Consider the following 19,214-nt stretch of genomic DNA (forward strand, 5'->3'; position numbering starts at 1 on the left):
AGCCGGGACTCGTGCCTGGTAAGCGATCGCCGTCGCGCTCCAGCACTACCCGGCAGCGCGGCGGAACCGCCCGCCGGGGTCGCGGTCGATCACCACGGCCGAGGCCGTGACGGCGCGGAGCCACCCGGATCGGTCGAGCCAGCGGCGGATCGTGGGGCCGATCTACCTTCGGGTCGCGGCAGGCGCGCCCAGCGATACCACCTGGGTGGCGAGTTCGGTACGCGTGCCGCCCTTTTCGACGACGAGCACCCCGCGTGGGGTGTCGCGTGCCGCCGTCGGATCACCCGCGACGACCTGGATCACCGATTCCTGCGCGCGCGGCAGCATGTCGACCACCGGCTGCTCGCCGACCGGCGCCCAGCCCTGGGCCGCCGACTGCAACCGGTCGACGGCGCTCGGCGCGCCGGCCAGGTCGGCCCACTTCCTGGTGGCGACGGTGATCGTGCCGTCGCCGCCCCAGCGCGGGCTGTAGGCCGACGAGCACTCGCCCGGCAGCGCGGGCAGCGCCTGCACGGCGTTGGAGCGGGCGTCGATGGTCGCCACGTGGCCGGTGCCGCAGGACGCGCTGCGTGCGGTCGTGCCCGCCAGCACGAAGGTATGGCCGTCGGGTCCGGCGGCGGCCGACAGGTTGGCGTCGAGACCGGGCACGCGACCCAGCGGCAGGATCGCCTCGGTGCCGATCGCGTAGAGGTGGCTCTTCTCCCACCACAGGCCGCGCGACTCGACCCGGGCCAACAGCAGGAACTCGTCGGTCGCCGCGACCAGCCTGGCCCCGTCCCACGAGCCGCCCGAGAGCGGACTCGGCGAATCCGGCAGTGTCACATCCTGTTCCGGTGCCGGGGGCGCGGTGCCGGACAGGTCCATGGTCATGATCTGCCCCGGTTCCCGCCACCACGCCAGCACCGAGCCGCGCACCGCGACAGCGTCGGTGCAGTCGCACTCGACCCGCGACACCGCCCCGTCGGCGGCCCGGACCGTCACCAGCGTCTTCGACCCCGACTCCACCGCGAACGCGAACTCGCCGTTCCTGGTGAAGTTCACCGCGGCCGACGAATAGCCGAAGCTGCCCGGCGCGCGGAAGGTGTCGGCCCCGCGCACCACCGCCAGCTCGGCCTCGGTGCGATAGGCGAACACCGCGCCCGACGCCTGTGGCTGGTCCTCGGGCGTGATCCGGGGCGGTGCCGTCCGGTCGGCGCCGCAGCCCGCGACGAGCAGCACGGCACTGGCCACCGCGCCGAGCGCCGCGATCCGCGCGCGCCGACTCGATCCCGGCTTGGTCACAACTCCCACAGCTCACCCCTGCACGTGTCGTCGGGCCTGGTCTCGCGCAGCAGCGTAGCCCGCGCGCGCCGGGGATCGGGGCGACTCTCCTACAACTCCCGGACCGCGTCGATCCGCTGGTCGTGGTGCGCGAGCGCGAGGACCTCACACGCCGAAGCGACGGTGCCGCGCGGCGTAATCACGCAGCGCGCGCAAGAAGTCGACCCGGCGGAACTCCGGCCAATACGCCTCGGTGAACCAGATCTCCGAATAGGCGCTCTGCCACAGCAGGAATCCCGAAAGCCGCTGCTCACCCGAGGTTCTGATGACCAGGTCCGGATCCGGCTGACCCGAGGTGTAGAGATGCTGCCCGATCGCGTCGACCGTGATCGACTGCACGAGGTCCTCACCCGACTCGCCGGCGGCGATCTCCTGGCGCACCAGCGAACGCACCGCGTCGGTGATCTCCTGGCGCCCGCCGTACCCGACCGCCACATTCACGTGCACACCGTCGCGACCGCTCGTGCGCTCGGCCGCCACCCGCAGCCGCTTCGCGATCAGCTCGGGGAACCCCGCCAGCGAGCCGACGATCCGCACGCTCCAGTTCTGCTCCGGCGCCGACAACTCCTCCACCACATCGGTGATGACCTCGAACAGCGTCTCCAGCTCGTCCGGATCCCGGCGCAGATTCTCCGTCGACAGCAGATAGACGGTCACCATCTCGATGCCCTCGTCCGAGCACCAGCCGACCAGCTCGGCGATCTTCAGCGCGCCGACCCGATGACCGTGGCTGACATCGGTGAACCCGTTCTCGCGCGCCCAGCGGCGATTGCCGTCACACATCACGGCGACATGGCGAGGATGCTGCTTGTCGGCCAGCTGCTTGGACAGCCTGGCTTCGTAGATGCGGTACGGCAGACCACGCACCCGACCGAGAAACTCCACGCCCGCACCCTACGCCTGGACCGCCTCTGCGGGTATTTCGCCGGTCGCGAGGGGGACGTGGATCGCTGTGGGGGTGGGCACGTTTGTGGTGGTTGGGGTGGGTTCTGACGTACTGTGGACGATAACTTACGGTACCGTAGGTTTGGACCTTGGAGGATGCGTGGAGGCTGTGCGGGCTGGAGTCGAGGAGCCGGTCGTGCTCGGCAAACCGCTGCTGCGGGGGTGGATTCACACGTGGGCGGTGGGGGTCGCCGCTGTCGCGGTGACGGTGCTCGTGGTGTTCGGGTTCCGGGAGTCGCCGACCGCGGGCTGGTCGACGCTGCTCTACGGGGTCTCGGTGTGCGCGCTGTTCGGGATCAGCGCGGTCTATCACCGGGTGACCTGGCGCAGCGTGCGGGCGCGGGTGCGGATGAAGCGGGCCGATCACTCGATGATCTTCCTGTTCATCGCCGGGAGCTACACGCCGTTCGCGCTGCTCGGGCTGCCCGGGTCGACCGGGCTGACCTTGCTGGCCGTCGTGTGGGCGGGCGCGCTCGCCGGGGTGGCGCTGAAGCTGTTGTGGCCGACGGCGCCGCGCTGGGTCGGGGTACCGCTGTACCTGCTGCTGGGGTGGGCGATCGTGCCGGTGGCGCCCGAACTGCTGCACAATGTGGGTGTCTTGCCGCTGGTCCTGCTGGCCGTGGGCGGGGTGATCTACAGCGTCGGCGCGATCCTCTACGCGACGAAGTGGCCGAACCCGTGGCCGACGCACTTCGGGCATCACGAGTTCTTCCACGCCGCCACCGTGGTCGCGGCGCTGTGTCATTACGTTGCGATCTGGCTGGTCGTGCTGGGCTGAACGGCGCGTGCGCGCGGTGGGCGCGGCGGAGCCTTCTATGCTCGATATTCGTGTCACCCGTCAGCGCAGCTCGTGATAGCCGGGCGTTTCGGCGCGCCGGACCCGGGCGTGCGCGATGAACCGGCTGGTCCGCTGGGCGCTGCGCAGCTACTGGGGCCTGGCGCTGGTCGTCATCACCGCCAATATCGTCGGCCTCGCGGCCATCTTCCTCATCGCCTGGGCCGACGGCGTCTTCAGCCGGGTCGGGCCGAACTGGCAGGAAGCGGCCTCGCTGCTGGCCATCTATCCCACCTTCGCCGTCGGTGTCGGCATCGCGATGGCCATCTACGACCGGCGCCGCTATCTGCGCTGGCTCGACGACGGCCGTAAGCCGACCCCGGAGGAGGCGCGGCGCCTGATCGCGCTGCCCGCGGCGATCACGGTGCGCGCGGTCGTGCTGTGGATCCCGGGCATCGCGCTGACGGTCTGGCTGGTCGACCGGTTCACCGACTACGACAACAAAGCGGTCGTGATCGCCGGATTCGCGCTGGGCGCCCTGGAATCGGCGGGCGCGACGTACTTGATCCTGGACCGGCTGATCCGGCCCGCCGTCCCCATCATCACCGCGGTGCTCGGACCCACCGTGCATCCGAGCTCGACCGTGCTCGTGCGGGTGCTGGTCACCTGGGCGGTGTCGAGCGCGCTGCCCGGCCTGATCATCATCACGGTGCTCAACGACCCGGCCACCCCGGCCGAGGACCGGGTGCGCGCCGCCTGGATCTTCACGCTGGTCGCCCTCGCCGTCGGTGCACTCGCCACCGCGCTGCTCGCCCGCTCGGTCGCCACCCCGATGCGCACGATGTACCGGGCGCTGGACCGGATCACCCGGGGCGAACTCGACGTCCGGGTGCCCGTCGGCAGCGCCAGCGAGATCGGCAGGCTGGAACACTCCGTCAACGAGCTGGCCGCGACCCTGCAGGACCAGCAGCACACCGAGGACATCTTCGGCAGGCACGTCGGCTCGACCGTCGCCGAACGCGCGCTGTCGGGCGGTTCCGGCCTGACCGGCGACGTGCGGATCGTGTCGGCGCTGTTCGTCGATGTCACCGGATCGGTGCAGCTGTCGGCCGAGATGGCGCCGGAACAGTTCGTGCACAAGCTCAACCGGCTGCTCGCGACCGTGGTGGCCGCCACCGAGGACAACGGCGGCCTGGTCAACAAATTCGCCGGCGACGCCGCCCTGTGCATCTTCGGCGCCCCCTCCGCCCTCGACGACAACGCCACGCCCGCCCTGCGCGCCGCCCGCCGCATCCGCGACGAGGTCGTGGCTACCGGCGAACTCGATGTCGGCATCGGCGTCGCCCGCGGCCAGGTCTTCGCCGGTGACGTCGGCGCCGACACCCGCCTCGAGTTCACCGTCATCGGCGACGCGGTCAACGAGGCCGCCCGGCTCACCACCATGGCCAAGACCGTCGACCGCCGCGTCCTGGTCAGCGACGCGGTCCTGCAGGCCGCGACCGCCACCGAGCGCGCCCGCTGGAAGCGCTACAAGGACCTGCGCCTGCGCGGCATCCCCGGCCGCACCCGCACCTGGACCGATATCAAGCCGGGACGGTAGCCCGAGGCGTCAGCCGCGCAGGGCGGCGGTCAGCGCGGTCGGGTCGGTGACCGGGAGGTCGCAGACCGAGCCGCGGCAGACGTAGGCGGCGGGAGCGTCGTCGACCAGCGGGCGGTCGGCCAGCAGCGGCGCGGAGTCGGGCGGGCCGGCGAGCACGATCGCGCCACCGGGAGCCGAGGTGCGCGCGGCCGCGAGGAGTTCGGTGGCGGCGGAGGACTTCTCGGTGGCGGTGATCGCCACCTGAAGGGGGCCACGCAGCGCGGCTTCGGCGACCGAGAGCCAGTGACCGGCGGTGCGCGGGGCGCGGGCGAGCAGGACCGCGCCGCGGGCGAGGGTGTGCTCGGCGAGCTCGCGGTAGCGGACGGCGCGCTCGGTCTCGGCGACGGCGGAGGCGGTCAGCAGGGCTTCGGCGAGGGCCGAGGAACCCGCCGGGGTGGCGCCGTCGACCGGGTCGCGCGGACGGGCGACGAGGGTCTCGGCGTCGTCGGCGGTGTCGAACCAGCTGCCGGGGCGTTCCGGATCGGCGAAGTGGTCGATCGCGCTGTCCAGCAACACCTGTGCGGCGGCGAGCCAGTCGGGCTCGCCGGTGGCCTGGTAGAGGGCGAGCAGGCCGGTGGTGAGCCAGGCGTAGTCCTCGAGGACGCCGGGCGGGGTGCCCGCGACGCCGTCGAGCGAGGCGCGGCGCAGCCTGCCGTCGACCAGGTGGATATCGAGCAGGAAGCGCGCGCAGCGGACCGCGGCCGCCACCCACGACGGTTCCTCCAGTGCCGCACCGGCTTCGGCGAGCGCGGTGATCACCATGCCGTTCCAGGCGGTGACCACCTTGTCGTCGCGGGCGGGCTGCGGACGCTGGGCGCGCAGTTCCAGCAGCCGGGTGCGCAGGCGGTCGAAGCGGGCCGACTGTTCGGCGTCGACGGGATCGCTGCGGCGGGTGAGCACCGAGGTGCCCTGTTCGAAATTACCGCCCGTGCTGACGCCGAAAGCCTCTGCCGCCCAGACGCCGTCGAGCGGGCCGAGGTCGCCGATCAGTTCCGAGGGCGTCCACACATAGGTGGCGCCCTCGACCCCGGGGCCGCCCGGTTCCAGGTGGGTGTCGGCGTCGAGCGCCGAGGCGAACGCGCCGTCCGCGGTGCCGAGATCGGCGAGCAGGAATTCGACCGTCTCGCGAGTCACGCGGTGCGGCAACGACTCCAGCGGCGTCGGGGGCACGCGGCGGGCGAGATGAGCGTAGGCGCGCAGCAGCAGGGCGTTGTCGTAGAGCATCTTCTCGAAGTGCGGGATGAGCCAGCCCGCGTCGACCGAGTAGCGGGAGAAGCCACCGCGCAACTGGTCGTAGATGCCGCCGCGGGCCATCGCCTCGGCGGTGCGCTCGACCAGGTCGAACACGGCCTGATCACCGGTGCGCTCCCAGTGCCGCAGCAGACCTTCCAGCAGCGCCGACGGTGGAAACTTCGGCGCCCCACCGAAACCGCCGTGCTCGCGGTCCTCGTCGGCGGCGATCGCCAGCACCGCCTTGTCGAGAAGTTCCGGTACGACGGCGAATTCGGCGTCGGGCAGCCCGGTCGCCTGCGCCCGCAGCGCGTCGGTGACCTGCTCGGCCGCCTTGTCCACGTCCTCGCGCCGGTTGCGCCAGGTGTCGGTGATGGCGCTGAGCAGCTGGGTGAACGACGGCATCCCGCCGCGCGGCTGTTTCGGGTAGTAGGTGCCGCAGTAGAACGGCGCGCCGTCAGGGGTGAGGAAGCAGGTCATCGGCCACCCGCCCTGCCCGGTCATGGCGACGGTCGCGTTCATGTACACCGCGTCCAGGTCGGGCCGTTCCTCCCGATCCACCTTCACGCACACGAAGTCGGCGTTCATCTGCTCGGCCGTGGCCGCGTCCTCGAACGACTCGTGCGCCATCACATGGCACCAGTGACACGACGCGTAGCCGATCGACAGCAGGATCGGCACATCCCGCTCGGCCGCTTCCGCGAGCGCATCGGCATCCCACTCCCGCCAATGCACCGGATTGTCGGCATGCTGACGCAGATACGGCGAAGTCGCGCTACCCAACCGGTTCACAGTGCCAGCCTTCCAGATCGGTGAGACCTCAGCCTAGTGCTGCCCCGTTTCCCGGAGAGTGACCCATGCCACTGGTGGACCCTGTCAGGAAATCCGGAGCTGTCTCGTTCAAGGAGCACACGAAGCAGACAGGGAGCCAATCATGAAGCACCGCATCGTCGTCCTCGGAGCCGGTTACGCCGGGGCCTTCACCGCCGGGTATCTGGCCCGTCAGCTGCACACCGCCGACGTCGAGATCACCGTCGTCAATGCCGCACCCGATTTCGTCGAGCGGCTGCGTCTGCATCAGCTCGCCGCCGGGCACGATCTTCCGCACCGGCCGTTGACCGAGATCTTCGCCGGCACCGGCATCGAGCTCCGCGTGGCCCGGGTGACCGGCGTCGACGTGGACCGCCGGACGGTGACGATCACCGACGACGTGGGTACCGACCGCCTCGGCTACGACACCCTGCTCTACACGCTCGGCAGCACCGCCGCCGAGCACGGGGTTCCCGGCGTCGCCGAACATGCCTTCCACGTAGCCGCCCGGCAGTCCGCACTGCGCCTGCGGGCCCGCTTGGACGAACTGACCGAGGACGGGCAGGTCCTGGTGGTCGGCGGCAATCTGACCGCGATCGAGACGGCCACCGAGATCGCCGAAGCCCGTCCGGGGCTCCGCGTCGGTCTGGCCACCAGCGGTGAGCTGGGCGGCTGGCTGGGGCCGAAAGCGCACGAGCACCTCCGGCGCGCCTTCGACCGGTTCGGCATCACGGTCCACGAGCACACCGAGATAGCGCGGGTCGAACAGCACGGAGCCGTCGCCGTCGACGGAACCGTGCTCGCCGCCGACGCGACCGTGTGGGCCGCCGGGTTCGCCGTCGGGCCGATCGCCGCCGCCAGTGCGCTGGCGGTCGAGCCCGACGGCCGGATCACGGTCGACCGGCAGATGCGGTCGATCTCGCACCCGGAGGTGTACGTGGCCGGCGACAGCGTCTTCGTCCTCGGCGAGAACGGGCTGCCCCTGCCGATGTCGTGCGCGTCGGCGGGATTCACCGGCGCGCAGGCGGCGGCGGCGATCATCGGTGACCTGACCGGGCGCAAGATCAAGGCGACCAAGCTGTCCTATGTCGGCAACCATGTCAGTCTCGGGCGCGAGGACGGCATCTTCCAGCTGGTCGACGGCCGGGCACGCGCCAAGTCCGGTGCCCTGCGCGGGCGACCGGCGGCGCGGGTCAAGGCGGCGATCGTGGCGACCAGCGCCTGGGCGATCAGCCGCCCGACCTTCGGTAGGCCGAATCACCGATACCGCTTGGCCACCGACCGCGCGGTCTCGCCCCGGGTGGTCCCCGCCTAGGGTCGTGCGCATGGACCTCGTCGCCGTGGAGCACTTCGAGGCCAGCCGGAACCGGCTGGCCTCGTTGGCGTACCGCCTCCTGGGTTCGGCCGCCGACGCCGAGGACACGGTGCAGGACGCGTTCCTGCGGTGGCAGGACGCCGACCGGGAGTACGTCGACGTGCCGGAGGCGTGGTTGACCAAGATCGTCACCAACCTGGCGATCGATCGCCTCCGCTCGGCCCGGGTACGCCACGAACGCGCGGTCGGCGCGTGGCTGCCCGAGCCGCTGCTCGACGGCGATCCCATGCTGGGTCCGGCCGAGACCGCCGTACAACGCGAATCCGTGACGCTGGCGGTGCTGCTGCTGATGGAGCGGCTCTCGCCGGTCGAACGGGCCGTCTACGTACTGCGCGAAGCCTTTTCCCACAGTCATGCCGAGATCGCCGGGATTCTCGGCATCACCGAGTCCGCGAGTCAGCAGCATGCCCACCGGGCCCGGCGCCGAATCGCCGCCGCGGGCAACGAGACCGGCACCGACCAGGCGGCCGCACGGCGGATCGTCGAGGCGTTCGTCGCGGCCGCGACGTCGGGCCGGACCGAGCGCCTGGTGGCCCTGCTGACCGACGACGCGACCGGCGTCTCCGACGGCGCGCTCGGCCTGGCCGGCACGCTGATCCGGTACTCGACCCCGGCCCGGCTCGCCGCCGCGGTGCGGATCGGCTTCACGCCGACGCCCGCCAAGCACGAACTCGTCGGCGGCTCGCCGTCGATCCATGCGGCCGTCGTCAACAGGTGCCCGGCCATGCTGTTCACGCTCGACGATCGCGTTCTCGGGGTGGCGATCCTGGAGATCCGGGACGGCAAGATCGCCGGCGTCGGCAGTGTCTCCGCCCAGGCCCGGCTCGGTCGACTCACCGAGCGATGGCGACAGCGCCCGCACGACGCCCCCTTGATCGAATCCTGGTGAACACGAACAGGTCTCACACTTCCCCAGCGATCGCGACATAGGCCGCGATGGCGCCGACGGTCAGGCGGAACGGGGAGTACACCGCCAGGTCCCATCGGGTGAACAGGGTGCGCTCGGCGAGCGACCCCGAGTAGACCGGACCCAGGGACCCGCGGAGCAGGAGGCCGCCGGCGATGGTGGCGACGGCCGCGCGGCCGAGGCGGGCGGGCAGCGGGCAGCGGTGCCACGGGAGCCGTCGGGCGGCAAGGATCTCCTCGCGAACCTCAGCCGACCGGGGACAGCGGCGCTCGCCAGGCCGGCCTGCGCCCGATGGTCACCCAGCGCAGCAGCCACTCGGCGGGCCCGTATCGATACCAGCGCAGCCACAGCGCGCTCACCCACAGCTGCACCGCGAAGATCACCGCGGCCAGCGTCATCGTCTCGAGCGGAGACAAGCGCCCGGCCAGGCCGAACCCGACCCCGGTGAACAGGACCAGCCCGATCGCGGACTGGCCGAGGTAATTGGTCAGGGCAATCCGTCCCGCCGGCGCCAGCGCCGAGCGGATCCACGCGGTGCGCGGACTGTGCATCAGACGCAGCAGCGTCGCGACATACGCGGCGGCGAGCAGCGGCGCGGTGGCCACGCTGACGGCGACGGCCACCGTATGCCCATTGCCGCCGCCGAAGGTGTACGCCAGACCACCGGCCACACCCACCGGAAAGCCGATCCACTGGACGCGCCGCAGGATCGGTTCGTCGCCACGCACCCGCGCGAGCACCTTCCGCCGACCCGCGACCAGGCCGAGCAGGAACATCGCGAGCGCGGTCGGCCCCTGCAGAGTGAGCGCTTGCAGGATCAGCAGCCACAGGCCGTCGAGGTGCCGGCCGATGATCTCGCCCCAGCCACCCAGCATCGCCGCGGTCGACTGCTCGGCGGCGGCACGCGCCTGCTCCGCCGACGGCAGCACGGCCGACGCGTCGAGGAACAGCCCGCTCGACACGAGGCCCACCAGCACGACGCCGTACAGCGCGGCGGCCACCCGCAGCGCGGTGCGGTCCGCGCACCCCCGCATCCAGAACAGGACCAGACCGGCCACCGCGTAGGTCGTCAGCACATCCCCGCCGTACAGGAACACGATGTGCAGCACGCCGAGCAGGAACAACCCCGCGATCCGGCGCAGCATGCGCGGCTCGAAGGCGGCCCCGGCCGCGGCCGCCGATTCCATCTGCAAGGTGAAGGAGTAGCCGAACAGGAAGGAGAACAGCACATAGAACTTCATGTCGACGAACACCGACGACACGCCGCGCACGACCTCGTCGAGACGCGAGGTGAACTGCGGGTCGACGACCAGATTGCCCGGATACCCCGAGGCCATGAAGGTGATGTTGACGACGAAGATCCCCAGCAGCGCGAAGCCGCGCAGGGCGTCCACATCGTGCACCCGGGACCCGGGAGCGACCAGTTGATCGGTCATGAGATTGCCCGTCTCGTAGATAGTGTCTAGGAGATAGTATCTCAGGGAGACTAACTATGGCGATAGTATTCCCGCAGCGGCCGAGCCGACGCCGCCGAACTCCGAGGAGGTAGTTGCCGTGACGGCCGACGAGGCGATCCCCGCCGACCTGGCCAGGCTCTGGCGACTACCCACCCCGGCCCGGCTCGGACGACCGGCCGAACTCGATGTCGACACGGTCGTGCGCACCGCGGTGGACCTGGCCGACCGGGGCGGCCTGGACGAGGTGACGCTGACCAAAGTCGCGGCGGCCCTGGGCTTTACGAAGATGGCGCTCTACCGCCACGTCGGCTCGAAGGACGAGCTGTTCGAGCTGATGGCCGACTTCGCGCTCGGTCCCGCGCCGACGTGGACGACCCCGGCCCAGTGGCGCGAGGGACTCCGCCGCTGGGCCCACGCCCTGCTCGCGGCCTACGCCGCGCACCCGTGGGTGCCGCAGCTGCCGATCGCCGGGCCGCCGCGCGGACCCCACGCGATCAGCTGGATGGATGCCGCGCTGCGCCCCCTCGCGGCGACCCGGCTCGACTGGGCGACCAAGGTGGGCGTCGTGATGCTGGTGAGCATGCACGTCCGGCAGGCGAGCCTGCTCACCCAGCAATTGACCGACGGCAGAGCGGAATCCGGCCTGAGCGAGTCCCAGGTCAACCAGAACTACGGCGCCGCGCTGGCCCGGCTCGTCGACGCGGAGCGATTCCCGGAGGCGGCCGGACTCTTCGCCGCGCCGGTCTTCCGGTCGCCGTCGGACCAGCCCGCCGACAGCGACTTCGTCTTCGGTCTCGAACTGATCCTCAACGGCGTTGCCGCGGAGATCGGTGCGCCACAAGACGATCGGTGAGGAACTCGACCATCTGGGCCCGCGCGGCCTTCGCCTGGGAAACCAGTCCGGGCAGGGTGAGGAAGGCGTGCGGCGCGCCGGGATGTTCGGCGAGCCGCACCGGGGTCCCGGATTCGCGCAGCCGCTCGGCGTAGCGGCGGCCTTGGTCGGCGACCGGATCGACCGTCGGGATCAGGACGAGTGCCGGGGCCAGCCCTGCCAGCTCGGCGTAGAGCGGCGAGACCGCGCGCGCATCCGAGCCCGGCGGAACGGCCAGCCGCTGGAACAGATCGAGGCGTGGGCGGGTCAGCATGGGGCTGTCGGCGTGCTCGGTCATCGAGGGATAGTCGAACATCGTAGCGGTGAGGTCGACGGCCGGATTGACCAGGATCTGCGCCCGGAGCGGGAATTCGGTGGCCGCGGCCCGGATCGCGGCCATGGCGGCGATCAGGCCGCCGGTGCTCTCCCCGGCCACGGCGACCCGCGCCGGATCGATGCCCCAGTCCTCGGCGTGCGCGACCACGTGGCGCAACACATCCCAGCCGTCGTCGACGGCCGCGGCCAGCGGAGTGCCCGGCGCGAGCAGCCGATGCTCGACCGAGACGACGAGCGCGGGCAGACGGGCGGCGAGATGACTGTTGGCCCAGTCGCATTGGGTCGCGGTGCCGACGAATCCACCACCGTGGACGTGCACGATCAGCGGCAGGGGCGTGGCACCGTCGCGCACCGGCCGATACACCCGCACCGGGAGCACGCGATCGGGCAGGACCACTTCCCGCCAATCGATCGCGGCGCCACGATCGGGAGAACCGGTGATCACGCGGGCGAGACGGGCGGAGGCCTTGCGGTTGGCGGCATCCCGGACGACGACCAGCTCCTCGGGTGTGAGCGACGGCCAGTCCGGCTCCTTCTGTAAGGCGTGCAATAGCCGTACGCCCCGGGGCGCTCGTTCGCGTGCGGTCATGTCGATCCTCCTCGCTCACGCCGCGTCACCGATGACGCGGTTTCGGATACGACACACAGCATCGGCCGTAGGCCGATCGAGGTATTGGACAAATATTCCCGTCGCGGATCCCGTGCCACGTCCAGGTGTACCGGGACCTGTCGCCTCCGGCGGACGCACTCGTTCGCGGCGCGACGATCGATCAGCGATGTCGCCGCCCAGCGGATCAACCGACGGTCGCGGTCGCGTACGGCCGACCGGCCCACGCGACATCGTCGACCGAGAGCCACGGCGCGCTCGCCGGCGCCGCCGGTGTCAGCCCGGTGAAAGCCCCGCCTCATCACCGGCGTCGACGAGAAACCCGTCCCCGACATCGAGGAAGACCGTCACCGCCGGATACGGCACCAGCCGCAGCTCGACATCCGTCGTGGCCCGCCCGGCGAACCCCGCCATCGCCACCCCCGGCAGCGACGACCCCGGGACCGCGACATCCACCGCGGCCCCGGCGATCCGAACCGGCTCGACAGGCACACCGCCATCGGACGAGCGGTCGACGAGGCCGTCGTCCGCCCTCGAAAGTGCTGCTCAGCGGGCGGAGGTGGGGCATGATGAGAGGTGCAGACCGTATCGTGCAATCGAACAGGAAGACGCGAAACCGCTGATGGCATCGCAGCTGACACTCTCGGCACAGCGCGCTGCGCTGGAGCGGGAGTGGGCGCAGTGGGTGCCCGCGGGGGAATCGGCGCTCGGGCGCAGTTCGGCCGTGCGGACCGAGGTGGCGCAATCGTGGCTGCGGTCGTTGCGGACGGTGGATCCGGGGCGGGACTGCGCCCCGGAGAGCGAGACCGACATCGGGCCGCGATGGGCGGAGTCGCCGCTGCGCGGGCCGGTGACCGAACTCAAGGAACAACTGCACAGCGTCGCCGACGACGCCGGATACGTCGCCGCGGTGACCGACGCGTCGGGCACCATCCTGTGGACCTACGGCGGACCGGTCATGCGCAGGCGGGCCGAGCAGGTCAACTTCGCGCCAGGGGGCCGCTGGGACGAGGCGCACATGGGCACCAACGCCCTGTCGCTGGCATTGCGCACCGACCAGCCGCACACCGTGTTCTCGGCCGAGCATCTGGTCGCCGCCCTGCACGGCTGGGTCTGCTACTGCGCGCCGATCCGCGCCGCCGACGGCACCCTGCTCGGCGTGCTCGACCTGTCGACCACATGGAAGCGCTCCCATCCGCTGGCGATGGCGACCGTGCGCACCATGACCACGGCCATCGAATCCAAACTGCACGCGGCGCTGCCCGCGCCGGCGGGCATGCGGCTGACCTGCCTGGGCACCGGCCGGTTGATGCGCGACGGCACCCCGATCCGGCTGCGCCCGCGCCAGCTCGAGATCCTCACTCTGCTCGCCCTCGACGACGACGGCTACAGCCACGAACGCCTGCACTACGCCGTCTACGGCGATCGAGCGGTCGGCGCGAGCACGCTGAAATCGGAGATGTCCTACCTGCGCCGCGCCACCGGCGGCGACATCACCAGCCGCGTCTACCGCTTCACCACCGCCCTGTCCTGCGACGCCGTCGACGTCGTGCGCGCGCTCGAGACCGGCGACCTCGACACGGCCGTCCGGCTGTATCACGGTCCGCTGCTGCCGGATTCGGACACGCCCGGCATCAGCGAATGGCGCGACTACCTCGAGGTCGCCATGCGCAATGCCGTGCTGGCCAGCCCCGACGCCGACCACGCGCTCACCTACGGCGAGGCCGCCCCCGACGACATCGCGGTGCACGAACACGCCCTGGCCCTGCTGCCCCCGCGTGACGCGCGCCGCGCCGTCGCCGCGGCCCGCCTGCACAGCGCACTTCGCGCCTGATCGGTCCGGCTTCAACGTTTCATCAACCCTCGCGGCGGATAGTGATGGGCGTCACGCTTCACCGGAATCAGCGAGGAGCCTCCGCACATGATCTACGCCAAGCCGGGCACCGAGGGCAGCATCGTCAGCTACGCGCCGCGGTACGACAATTTCATCGACGGCAAGTGGGTCCCGCCTGTCGAGGGCCGGTACTTCGAGAACACCTCGCCGGTGGACGGGCAGCCGTTCTGCGAGATCGCCCGCTCGACCGCGGCCGACATCGAACTGGCCCTCGACGCCGCCCACCGCGCCGCCGACGCCTGGGGTGCGACCTCCGCCGCCGAGCGCGCCAACATCCTGAACAAGATCGCCGACCGGATCGAGGCGAACCTCGAGGCGCTGGCCGTCGCCGAGACCTGGGACAACGGCAAGCCGGTCCGCGAGACCCTGGCCGCCGACCTGCCGCTGGCGGTCGATCACTTCCGCTACTTCGCCGGCGTGCTGCGGGCGCAGGAGGGCGGGATCAGCGAGGTCGACGCCGACACCATCGCCTACCACTTCCACGAGCCGCTCGGCGTGGTCGCCCAGATCATCCCGTGGAACTTCCCGATCCTGATGGCGACCTGGAAGCTGGCGCCCGCGCTCGCGGCGGGCAACGCCGTGGTGCTCAAGCCCGCCGAACAGACCCCGGCCTCGATCATGAAGGTGGTCGAACTCGTCGCGGATCTGCTGCCGCCGGGTGTGCTCAACGTGGTCAACGGCTTCGGTGTCGAGGCGGGCAAGCCGCTGGCGTCGAGCCCCCGCGTCGCGAAGGTCGCCTTCACCGGTGAGACCACCACCGGCCGGCTGATCATGCAGTACGCCAGCGAGAACATCATCCCGGTGACGCTGGAGCTGGGCGGCAAGAGCCCCAACATCTTCCTGCCCGACGTGATGGCCGCCGACGACGACTTCCTGGACAAGGCCGTCGAGGGCTTCGTGATGTTCGCGCTCAACCAGGGCGAGGTCTGCACCTGTCCCTCGCGCGCGCTGATCGCGTCCTCGATCTACGACGAGTTCATGGCCCGCTGCGTGGAGCGCACCAAGGCGATCGTCAGCGGCAATCCGCTCGACGAGGCCACCATGATCGGCGCGCAGGCCAGCAACGATCAGTTCGAGAAGATCCTGTCCTACATCGACATCGGTAAGAAGGAAGGCGCCGAGGTCCTCACCGGTGGCTCGGTGCGCGCCGTCGACGGGCTGGCCGGGGGCTTCTACATCGAGCCGACCATCTTCAAGGGCAGCAACGACATGCGCGTGTTCCAGGAGGAGATCTTCGGTCCGGTCGTCGCGGTGACCACCTTCGACTCCACCGACGAGGCGCTGAAGATCGCCAACGACACCCTCTACGGCCTCGGCGCCGGCGTGTGGACCCGCGATATGAACACCGCCTACCGGCTGGGCCGCGGGATCAAGGCGGGCCGGGTGTGGACCAACTGCTACCACGCCTACCCGGCGCACGCGGCGTTCGGCGGCTACAAGAAGTCCGGCATCGGCCGCGAGAATCACAAGATGATGCTCGACCACTACCAGCAGACCAAGAACCTGCTGGTCAGCTACTCGCCGCAGAAGCTCGGCTTCTTCTGATGGCGCGACGCTGATGGTAGGGCGAGTAGACCTCACCGACCAGGCGGCGACGCTGCTGCGGGAACTGACCGGGCAGCACGGCCCGGTCATGTTCCACCAATCCGGCGGCTGCTGCGACGGCAGTTCCCCGATGTGTTACCCACGCGGCGAGTTCCGCGTGGGCGCCTCGGACGTGCTGCTGGGATATCTGCCGGGCGAGACCCCGTTCTGGATGAGTGCCGACCAGTTCGAGTACTGGAAGCACACCCATCTCACCGTCGACGTGGTGCCCGGCCGGGGCAGCGGCTTCTCGCTGGAAGCCCCCGAAGGCGTGCGGTTCCTGATCCGCTCGCGCCTGCTCACCGACGACGAGGTGGCCGCGCTGGAATCCCAGCCGCCGCCGCCCACCGGTGACACCGTTCAACAGTGATGTGAAACACGCGCAATCACATCGTTTCCGCAGGTCGGCGGCGCTCGATACGCGCCGCTGACCTGCGGGTTCCACGGCCGTAACAGTCGTCAACCATTCTTCAACCCTCGACGATCACCGTTGCCGTCGCTACGCGCTTGTTTGTTGATGAGGAGATTTCCCTGTGAGTACCGACGCGATTCCCGCCGCGGGGTCGGACACCCCCGCCGACGACTATCTCGCCAAACGCACCCTGCGCTCCGGCTCGGCCGGCTGGGTGCTGCTGGCCGGCCTCGGCGTGAGCTATGTGATCTCCGGTGACTACTCCGGCTGGAATTTCGGCCTCGCCGAGGGCGGTTTCGGTGGTCTGCTGATCGCCGCGATCGTCATCGCGGCCATGTATCTGGCCATGGTGCTCGGCATGGCCGAGCTGTCCTCGGCACTGCCCGCGGCAGGCGGCGGCTACACCTTCGCCCGGCGCGCGCTCGGACCGTGGGGCGGATTCGCCACCGGCACAGCGGTTCTCATCGAGTACGCGATCGCGCCCGCCGCCATCGCCACCTTCATCGGCGCCTACGTGGAATCGCTGAACCTGTTCGGGATCACCGACGGCTGGTGGGTGTACCTGGCGGTGTACGCGCTGTTCATCGGCATCCACCTCGGGGGCGCGGGCGAGGCGCTCAAGGCGATGTTCGTGATCACCGCGATCGCGCTGGTCGGCCTGGTCATCTTCGCGATCGCCGCGCTCGGCAAGTTCGACGTGGCCAACCTGACCAACATCGCGCCCGACCCCGACGCCGCCGGTTCCTCGTCGTTCCTGCCGTTCGGCTACCTGGGTGTCTGGGCAGCGATCCCCTTCGCCATCTGGTTCTTCCTGGCCGTCGAAGGCGTGCCACTGGCGGCCGAGGAGGCCACCGAGCCGGAGAAGAACGTGCCCAAGGGCATCATCGTCGCGATGCTGCTGCTGGTGGTCACCGGCGCGGTGGTGCTGTTCCTGGTGACCGGCGCGCTCGGCGCCCAGGGCGCGTCGTCCTCGGGCAACCCGCTGGTCGAGGCGCTCGGCGACAGCCCGGCGGCCAAGGTGGTCAACTACATCGGCCTGGCCGGTCTGGTGGCCAGCTTCTTCTCCATCGTCTACGCCTACTCCCGGCAGACCTTCGCGCTCTCGCGGGCCGGCTATCTGCCCACCAGCCTGTCGGTGACCAACTCCCGCAAGGCGCCGGTGCTGGCGCTGATCGTGCCGGGTGTCATCGGCTTCGCCCTCTCGCTCACCGGCGAGGGCGCGATGCTGCTGAACATGGCCGTGTTCGGCGCGGCCGTGAGCTACGTGCTGATGATGGTGAGCCACATCGTGCTCCGGGTCCGCGAGCCGAACATGCCGCGCCCCTACCGCACCCCCGGCGGCATCGCGACCACCTCGTTCGCCCTGGTCATCGCGGCGGCATCGGTCGCGGCGACCTTCCTGGTCGACCCGAAGGCGGCACTGTTCACCCTCGGTGTGTTCTGTGCCTTCATGGCCTACTTCGGCCTCTACAGTCGCAAACACCTGGTCGCCAAGTCGCCCGACGAGGAATTCGCCGCGCTGGCCAAGGCCGAACAAGAACTCGAGTAACCGCACCCCAGGCACCCGGCGGCGACGCGATCGCCGCCGGGTCACCGATCCCGCGAAAGGAGGCGGCACCCGATGACCGTGTACCGCAGTTCCGCCGGCACCACGACCTATACGTTCGACGGCCTGGTCGATCTCCTGGCCAAGGCCACCCCCGAATGCAGCGGCGACCAGCTCGCCGGCTGCGCCGCCGCGACCGACGCCGAACGGGCGGCCGCGCAGTGGGCGCTGGCCGACGTGCCACTGACCACCTTCCTCGACGAAGTGGTCGTGCCGTACGAGACCGACGAGGTCACCCGGCTGATCATCGACAGCCACGACCGCACCGCGTTCGGCCCGATCGCCCACCTCACCGTGGGCGGGCTGCGCGACTGGCTGCTCGCGGTCGCCGCCACCGACGACGCCGCGACGACGCTGGCCGCGGTGTCGCCCGGACTGACGCCGGAGATGGTGGCGGCGGTCAGCAAGATCATGCGCAATCAGGATCTGATCGCGGTGGCCAAGGCGACCGTGGTGACCGCGGGCTTCCGCACCACCATCGGCCTGCCCGGCCGGTTGAGCACCCGGCTGCAACCCAACCATCCGACCGACGATCCGCGCGGGATCGCCGCCGCCACCCTGGACGGGCTCCTGCTCGGCTGCGGTGACGCGGTGATCGGCATCAACCCGGCCACCGACTCGCCCCAGGCCACCGCCGACCTGCTGCACCTGCTCGACGAGGTCCGGCTGCGCTTCGACATCCCGACCCAGTCGTGCGTGCTCTCCCACGTCACCACGACCATCGGGCTGATCGAGGCGGGCGCGCCGGTGGATCTGGTGTTCCAGTCGGTGGCGGGCACCGAGGGCGCGAACGCCGGCTTCGGCGTGAACCTCGCGCTGCTGCGCGAGGGCAACGAGGCCGGACGCTCACTCGCGCGCGGCACCGTCGGCGACAACGTGATGTACCTGGAAACCGGGCAGGGCTCGGCGCTGAGCGCGAACGCTCATCTGGGCGTGGGCGATCGGCCGGTGGATCAGCAGACGCTGGAAGCACGCGCCTACGCCGTCGCCCGGGAGCTGCGGCCGCTGCTGGTGAACACGGTCGTCGGGTTCATCGGACCCGAGTACCTCTACGACGGCAAGCAGATCATCCGGGCCGGGCTAGAGGACCACTTCTGCGGCAAGCTGCTCGGCCTGCCGATGGGCGTGGACGTCTGCTACACCAACCACGCCGAAGCCGACCAGGACGACATGGACACCCTGCTCACCCTGCTGGGGGCGGCGGGCTGCGCCTTCGTCATCGCCGTGCCGGGCGCCGACGACGTGATGCTGGGCTACCAGAGCCTGAGTTTCCACGACGCGCTCTACGCGCGGCAGGTGCTGAACCTGCGCCCCGCACCGGAATTCGAGGCGTGGCTGTCCGGGCTCGGCATGCTCGACGCCAACGGCCGGATCCGCCAGGTGGCACCGCTGTCGTCACCGCTGCGCGCCCTGGCGGCGAACCGATGAAACCCATCGCGACCAAGC

General features: G+C 70.6%; 16 protein-coding genes. 10 read left to right on the forward strand and 6 right to left on the reverse strand.

What is annotated here, in order from left to right; translation table 11 throughout:
- Nucleotides 1–162: 162 nt before the first annotated feature.
- Nucleotides 163–1,290, reverse strand: a complete 1,128-nt coding sequence (locus tag Q7X29_RS29660; protein ID WP_316576024.1) for a hypothetical protein — start codon at nt 1,288–1,290, stop codon at nt 163–165.
- 135 nt (nt 1,291–1,425) lie between these two features.
- Entirely contained in the window at nt 1,426–2,205 is a 780-nt protein-coding gene (locus Q7X29_RS29665; RefSeq protein ID WP_218719531.1) for an isoprenyl transferase, read from the reverse strand.
- Nucleotides 2,206–2,374: 169 nt separating this feature from the next.
- Here Q7X29_RS29665 and trhA point away from each other — a divergent pair, with 169 nt between their 5' ends.
- Both trhA and Q7X29_RS29675 read left to right on the forward strand, forming a co-directional pair.
- A complete protein-coding gene (gene trhA / locus Q7X29_RS29670; protein ID WP_218719583.1) occupies nt 2,375–3,043 on the forward strand; it encodes a PAQR family membrane homeostasis protein TrhA in 669 nt (222 codons plus the stop codon).
- A gap of 115 nt (nt 3,044–3,158) precedes the next feature.
- Entirely contained in the window at nt 3,159–4,640 is a 1,482-nt protein-coding gene (locus Q7X29_RS29675; protein ID WP_316576025.1) for an adenylate/guanylate cyclase domain-containing protein, read from the forward strand.
- A gap of 9 nt (nt 4,641–4,649) precedes the next feature.
- Here Q7X29_RS29675 and Q7X29_RS29680 read toward each other — a convergent pair whose 3' ends face one another.
- Nucleotides 4,650–6,701, reverse strand: coding sequence for a thioredoxin domain-containing protein (locus Q7X29_RS29680; RefSeq protein ID WP_316576026.1), 2,052 nt, complete (start codon nt 6,699–6,701; stop codon nt 4,650–4,652).
- Between the two features lie 142 nt (nt 6,702–6,843).
- Here Q7X29_RS29680 and Q7X29_RS29685 point away from each other — a divergent pair, with 142 nt between their 5' ends.
- Both Q7X29_RS29685 and Q7X29_RS29690 read left to right on the forward strand, forming a co-directional pair.
- Nucleotides 6,844–8,034: an NAD(P)/FAD-dependent oxidoreductase gene (locus tag Q7X29_RS29685; RefSeq protein ID WP_316576027.1), complete on the forward strand. Its 1,191-nt coding sequence runs from the start codon at nt 6,844–6,846 to the stop codon at nt 8,032–8,034.
- Nucleotides 8,035–8,044: 10 nt separating this feature from the next.
- Nucleotides 8,045–8,983: a sigma-70 family RNA polymerase sigma factor gene (locus Q7X29_RS29690; protein WP_316576028.1), complete on the forward strand. Its 939-nt coding sequence runs from the start codon at nt 8,045–8,047 to the stop codon at nt 8,981–8,983.
- 263 nt (nt 8,984–9,246) lie between these two features.
- Here the strand turns inward: Q7X29_RS29690 and Q7X29_RS29695 are convergent, their stop codons facing one another.
- A complete protein-coding gene (locus Q7X29_RS29695; RefSeq protein WP_316576029.1) occupies nt 9,247–10,437 on the reverse strand; it encodes a DUF418 domain-containing protein in 1,191 nt (396 codons plus the stop codon).
- Between the two features lie 118 nt (nt 10,438–10,555).
- On the opposite strand from Q7X29_RS29695, the gene Q7X29_RS29700 reads away from it, so the two are divergent.
- Nucleotides 10,556–11,311, forward strand: a complete 756-nt coding sequence (locus tag Q7X29_RS29700; protein WP_316576030.1) for a TetR/AcrR family transcriptional regulator — start codon at nt 10,556–10,558, stop codon at nt 11,309–11,311.
- On the opposite strand, the gene Q7X29_RS29705 is transcribed toward Q7X29_RS29700, so the two are convergent.
- Both Q7X29_RS29705 and Q7X29_RS29710 read right to left on the reverse strand, forming a co-directional pair.
- Complete coding sequence (locus tag Q7X29_RS29705) at nt 11,265–12,254, reverse strand: alpha/beta hydrolase (RefSeq protein ID WP_316576031.1); 990 nt, start codon at nt 12,252–12,254, stop codon at nt 11,265–11,267. The two genes, Q7X29_RS29700 and Q7X29_RS29705, sit on opposite strands and share 47 nt — an antisense overlap.
- Nucleotides 12,255–12,548: 294 nt before the next feature.
- Nucleotides 12,549–12,764 (reverse strand): hypothetical protein, encoded by a 216-nt coding sequence (locus tag Q7X29_RS29710; protein WP_316576032.1) that lies wholly within the window; start codon nt 12,762–12,764, stop codon nt 12,549–12,551.
- Between the two features lie 130 nt (nt 12,765–12,894).
- On the opposite strand from Q7X29_RS29710, the gene Q7X29_RS29715 reads away from it, so the two are divergent.
- The 5 genes from Q7X29_RS29715 (at nt 12,895) to Q7X29_RS29735 (ending at nt 19,196) form a co-directional block, all read left to right on the forward strand.
- On the forward strand, nt 12,895–14,106 hold the full coding sequence (locus Q7X29_RS29715; protein WP_218719523.1) for a helix-turn-helix domain-containing protein: 1,212 nt from the start codon (nt 12,895–12,897) through the stop codon (nt 14,104–14,106).
- An 87-nt stretch (nt 14,107–14,193) separates the two neighbouring features.
- Nucleotides 14,194–15,711, forward strand: coding sequence for an aldehyde dehydrogenase (gene adh / locus Q7X29_RS29720; RefSeq protein WP_218719522.1), 1,518 nt, complete (start codon nt 14,194–14,196; stop codon nt 15,709–15,711).
- A 13-nt stretch (nt 15,712–15,724) separates the two neighbouring features.
- Nucleotides 15,725–16,120, forward strand: coding sequence for a DUF779 domain-containing protein (locus Q7X29_RS29725; RefSeq protein WP_218719521.1), 396 nt, complete (start codon nt 15,725–15,727; stop codon nt 16,118–16,120).
- 163 nt (nt 16,121–16,283) lie between these two features.
- Nucleotides 16,284–17,711, forward strand: a complete 1,428-nt coding sequence (gene eat, locus Q7X29_RS29730; protein WP_218719520.1) for an ethanolamine permease — start codon at nt 16,284–16,286, stop codon at nt 17,709–17,711.
- Nucleotides 17,712–17,783: 72 nt separating this feature from the next.
- Nucleotides 17,784–19,196, forward strand: a complete 1,413-nt coding sequence (locus Q7X29_RS29735) for an ethanolamine ammonia-lyase subunit EutB (protein ID WP_316576033.1) — start codon at nt 17,784–17,786, stop codon at nt 19,194–19,196.
- Nucleotides 19,197–19,214 lie beyond the last annotated feature (18 nt).

It is taken from the genome of Nocardia canadensis (genome assembly GCF_032656385.1).
GTDB lineage: Bacteria > Actinomycetota > Actinomycetes > Mycobacteriales > Mycobacteriaceae > Nocardia > Nocardia canadensis.

Coding starts and splice junctions, on each gene's coding strand:
- Q7X29_RS29675 (WP_316576025.1), top strand. CDS start 3,159: ATGAACCGGCTGGTCCGCTGGGCGCTGCGCAGCTACTGGGGCCTGGCG.
- Q7X29_RS29685 (WP_316576027.1), top strand. CDS start 6,844: ATGAAGCACCGCATCGTCGTCCTCGGAGCCGGTTACGCCGGGGCCTTC.
- Q7X29_RS29690 (WP_316576028.1), top strand. CDS start 8,045: ATGGACCTCGTCGCCGTGGAGCACTTCGAGGCCAGCCGGAACCGGCTG.
- Q7X29_RS29695 (WP_316576029.1), bottom strand. CDS start 10,437: ATGACCGATCAACTGGTCGCTCCCGGGTCCCGGGTGCACGATGTGGAC.
- Q7X29_RS29705 (WP_316576031.1), bottom strand. CDS start 12,254: ATGACCGCACGCGAACGAGCGCCCCGGGGCGTACGGCTATTGCACGCC.
- Q7X29_RS29715 (WP_218719523.1), top strand. CDS start 12,895: ATGGCATCGCAGCTGACACTCTCGGCACAGCGCGCTGCGCTGGAGCGG.
- adh (WP_218719522.1), top strand. CDS start 14,194: ATGATCTACGCCAAGCCGGGCACCGAGGGCAGCATCGTCAGCTACGCG.
- Q7X29_RS29725 (WP_218719521.1), top strand. CDS start 15,725: ATGGTAGGGCGAGTAGACCTCACCGACCAGGCGGCGACGCTGCTGCGG.
- Q7X29_RS29735 (WP_316576033.1), top strand. CDS start 17,784: ATGACCGTGTACCGCAGTTCCGCCGGCACCACGACCTATACGTTCGAC.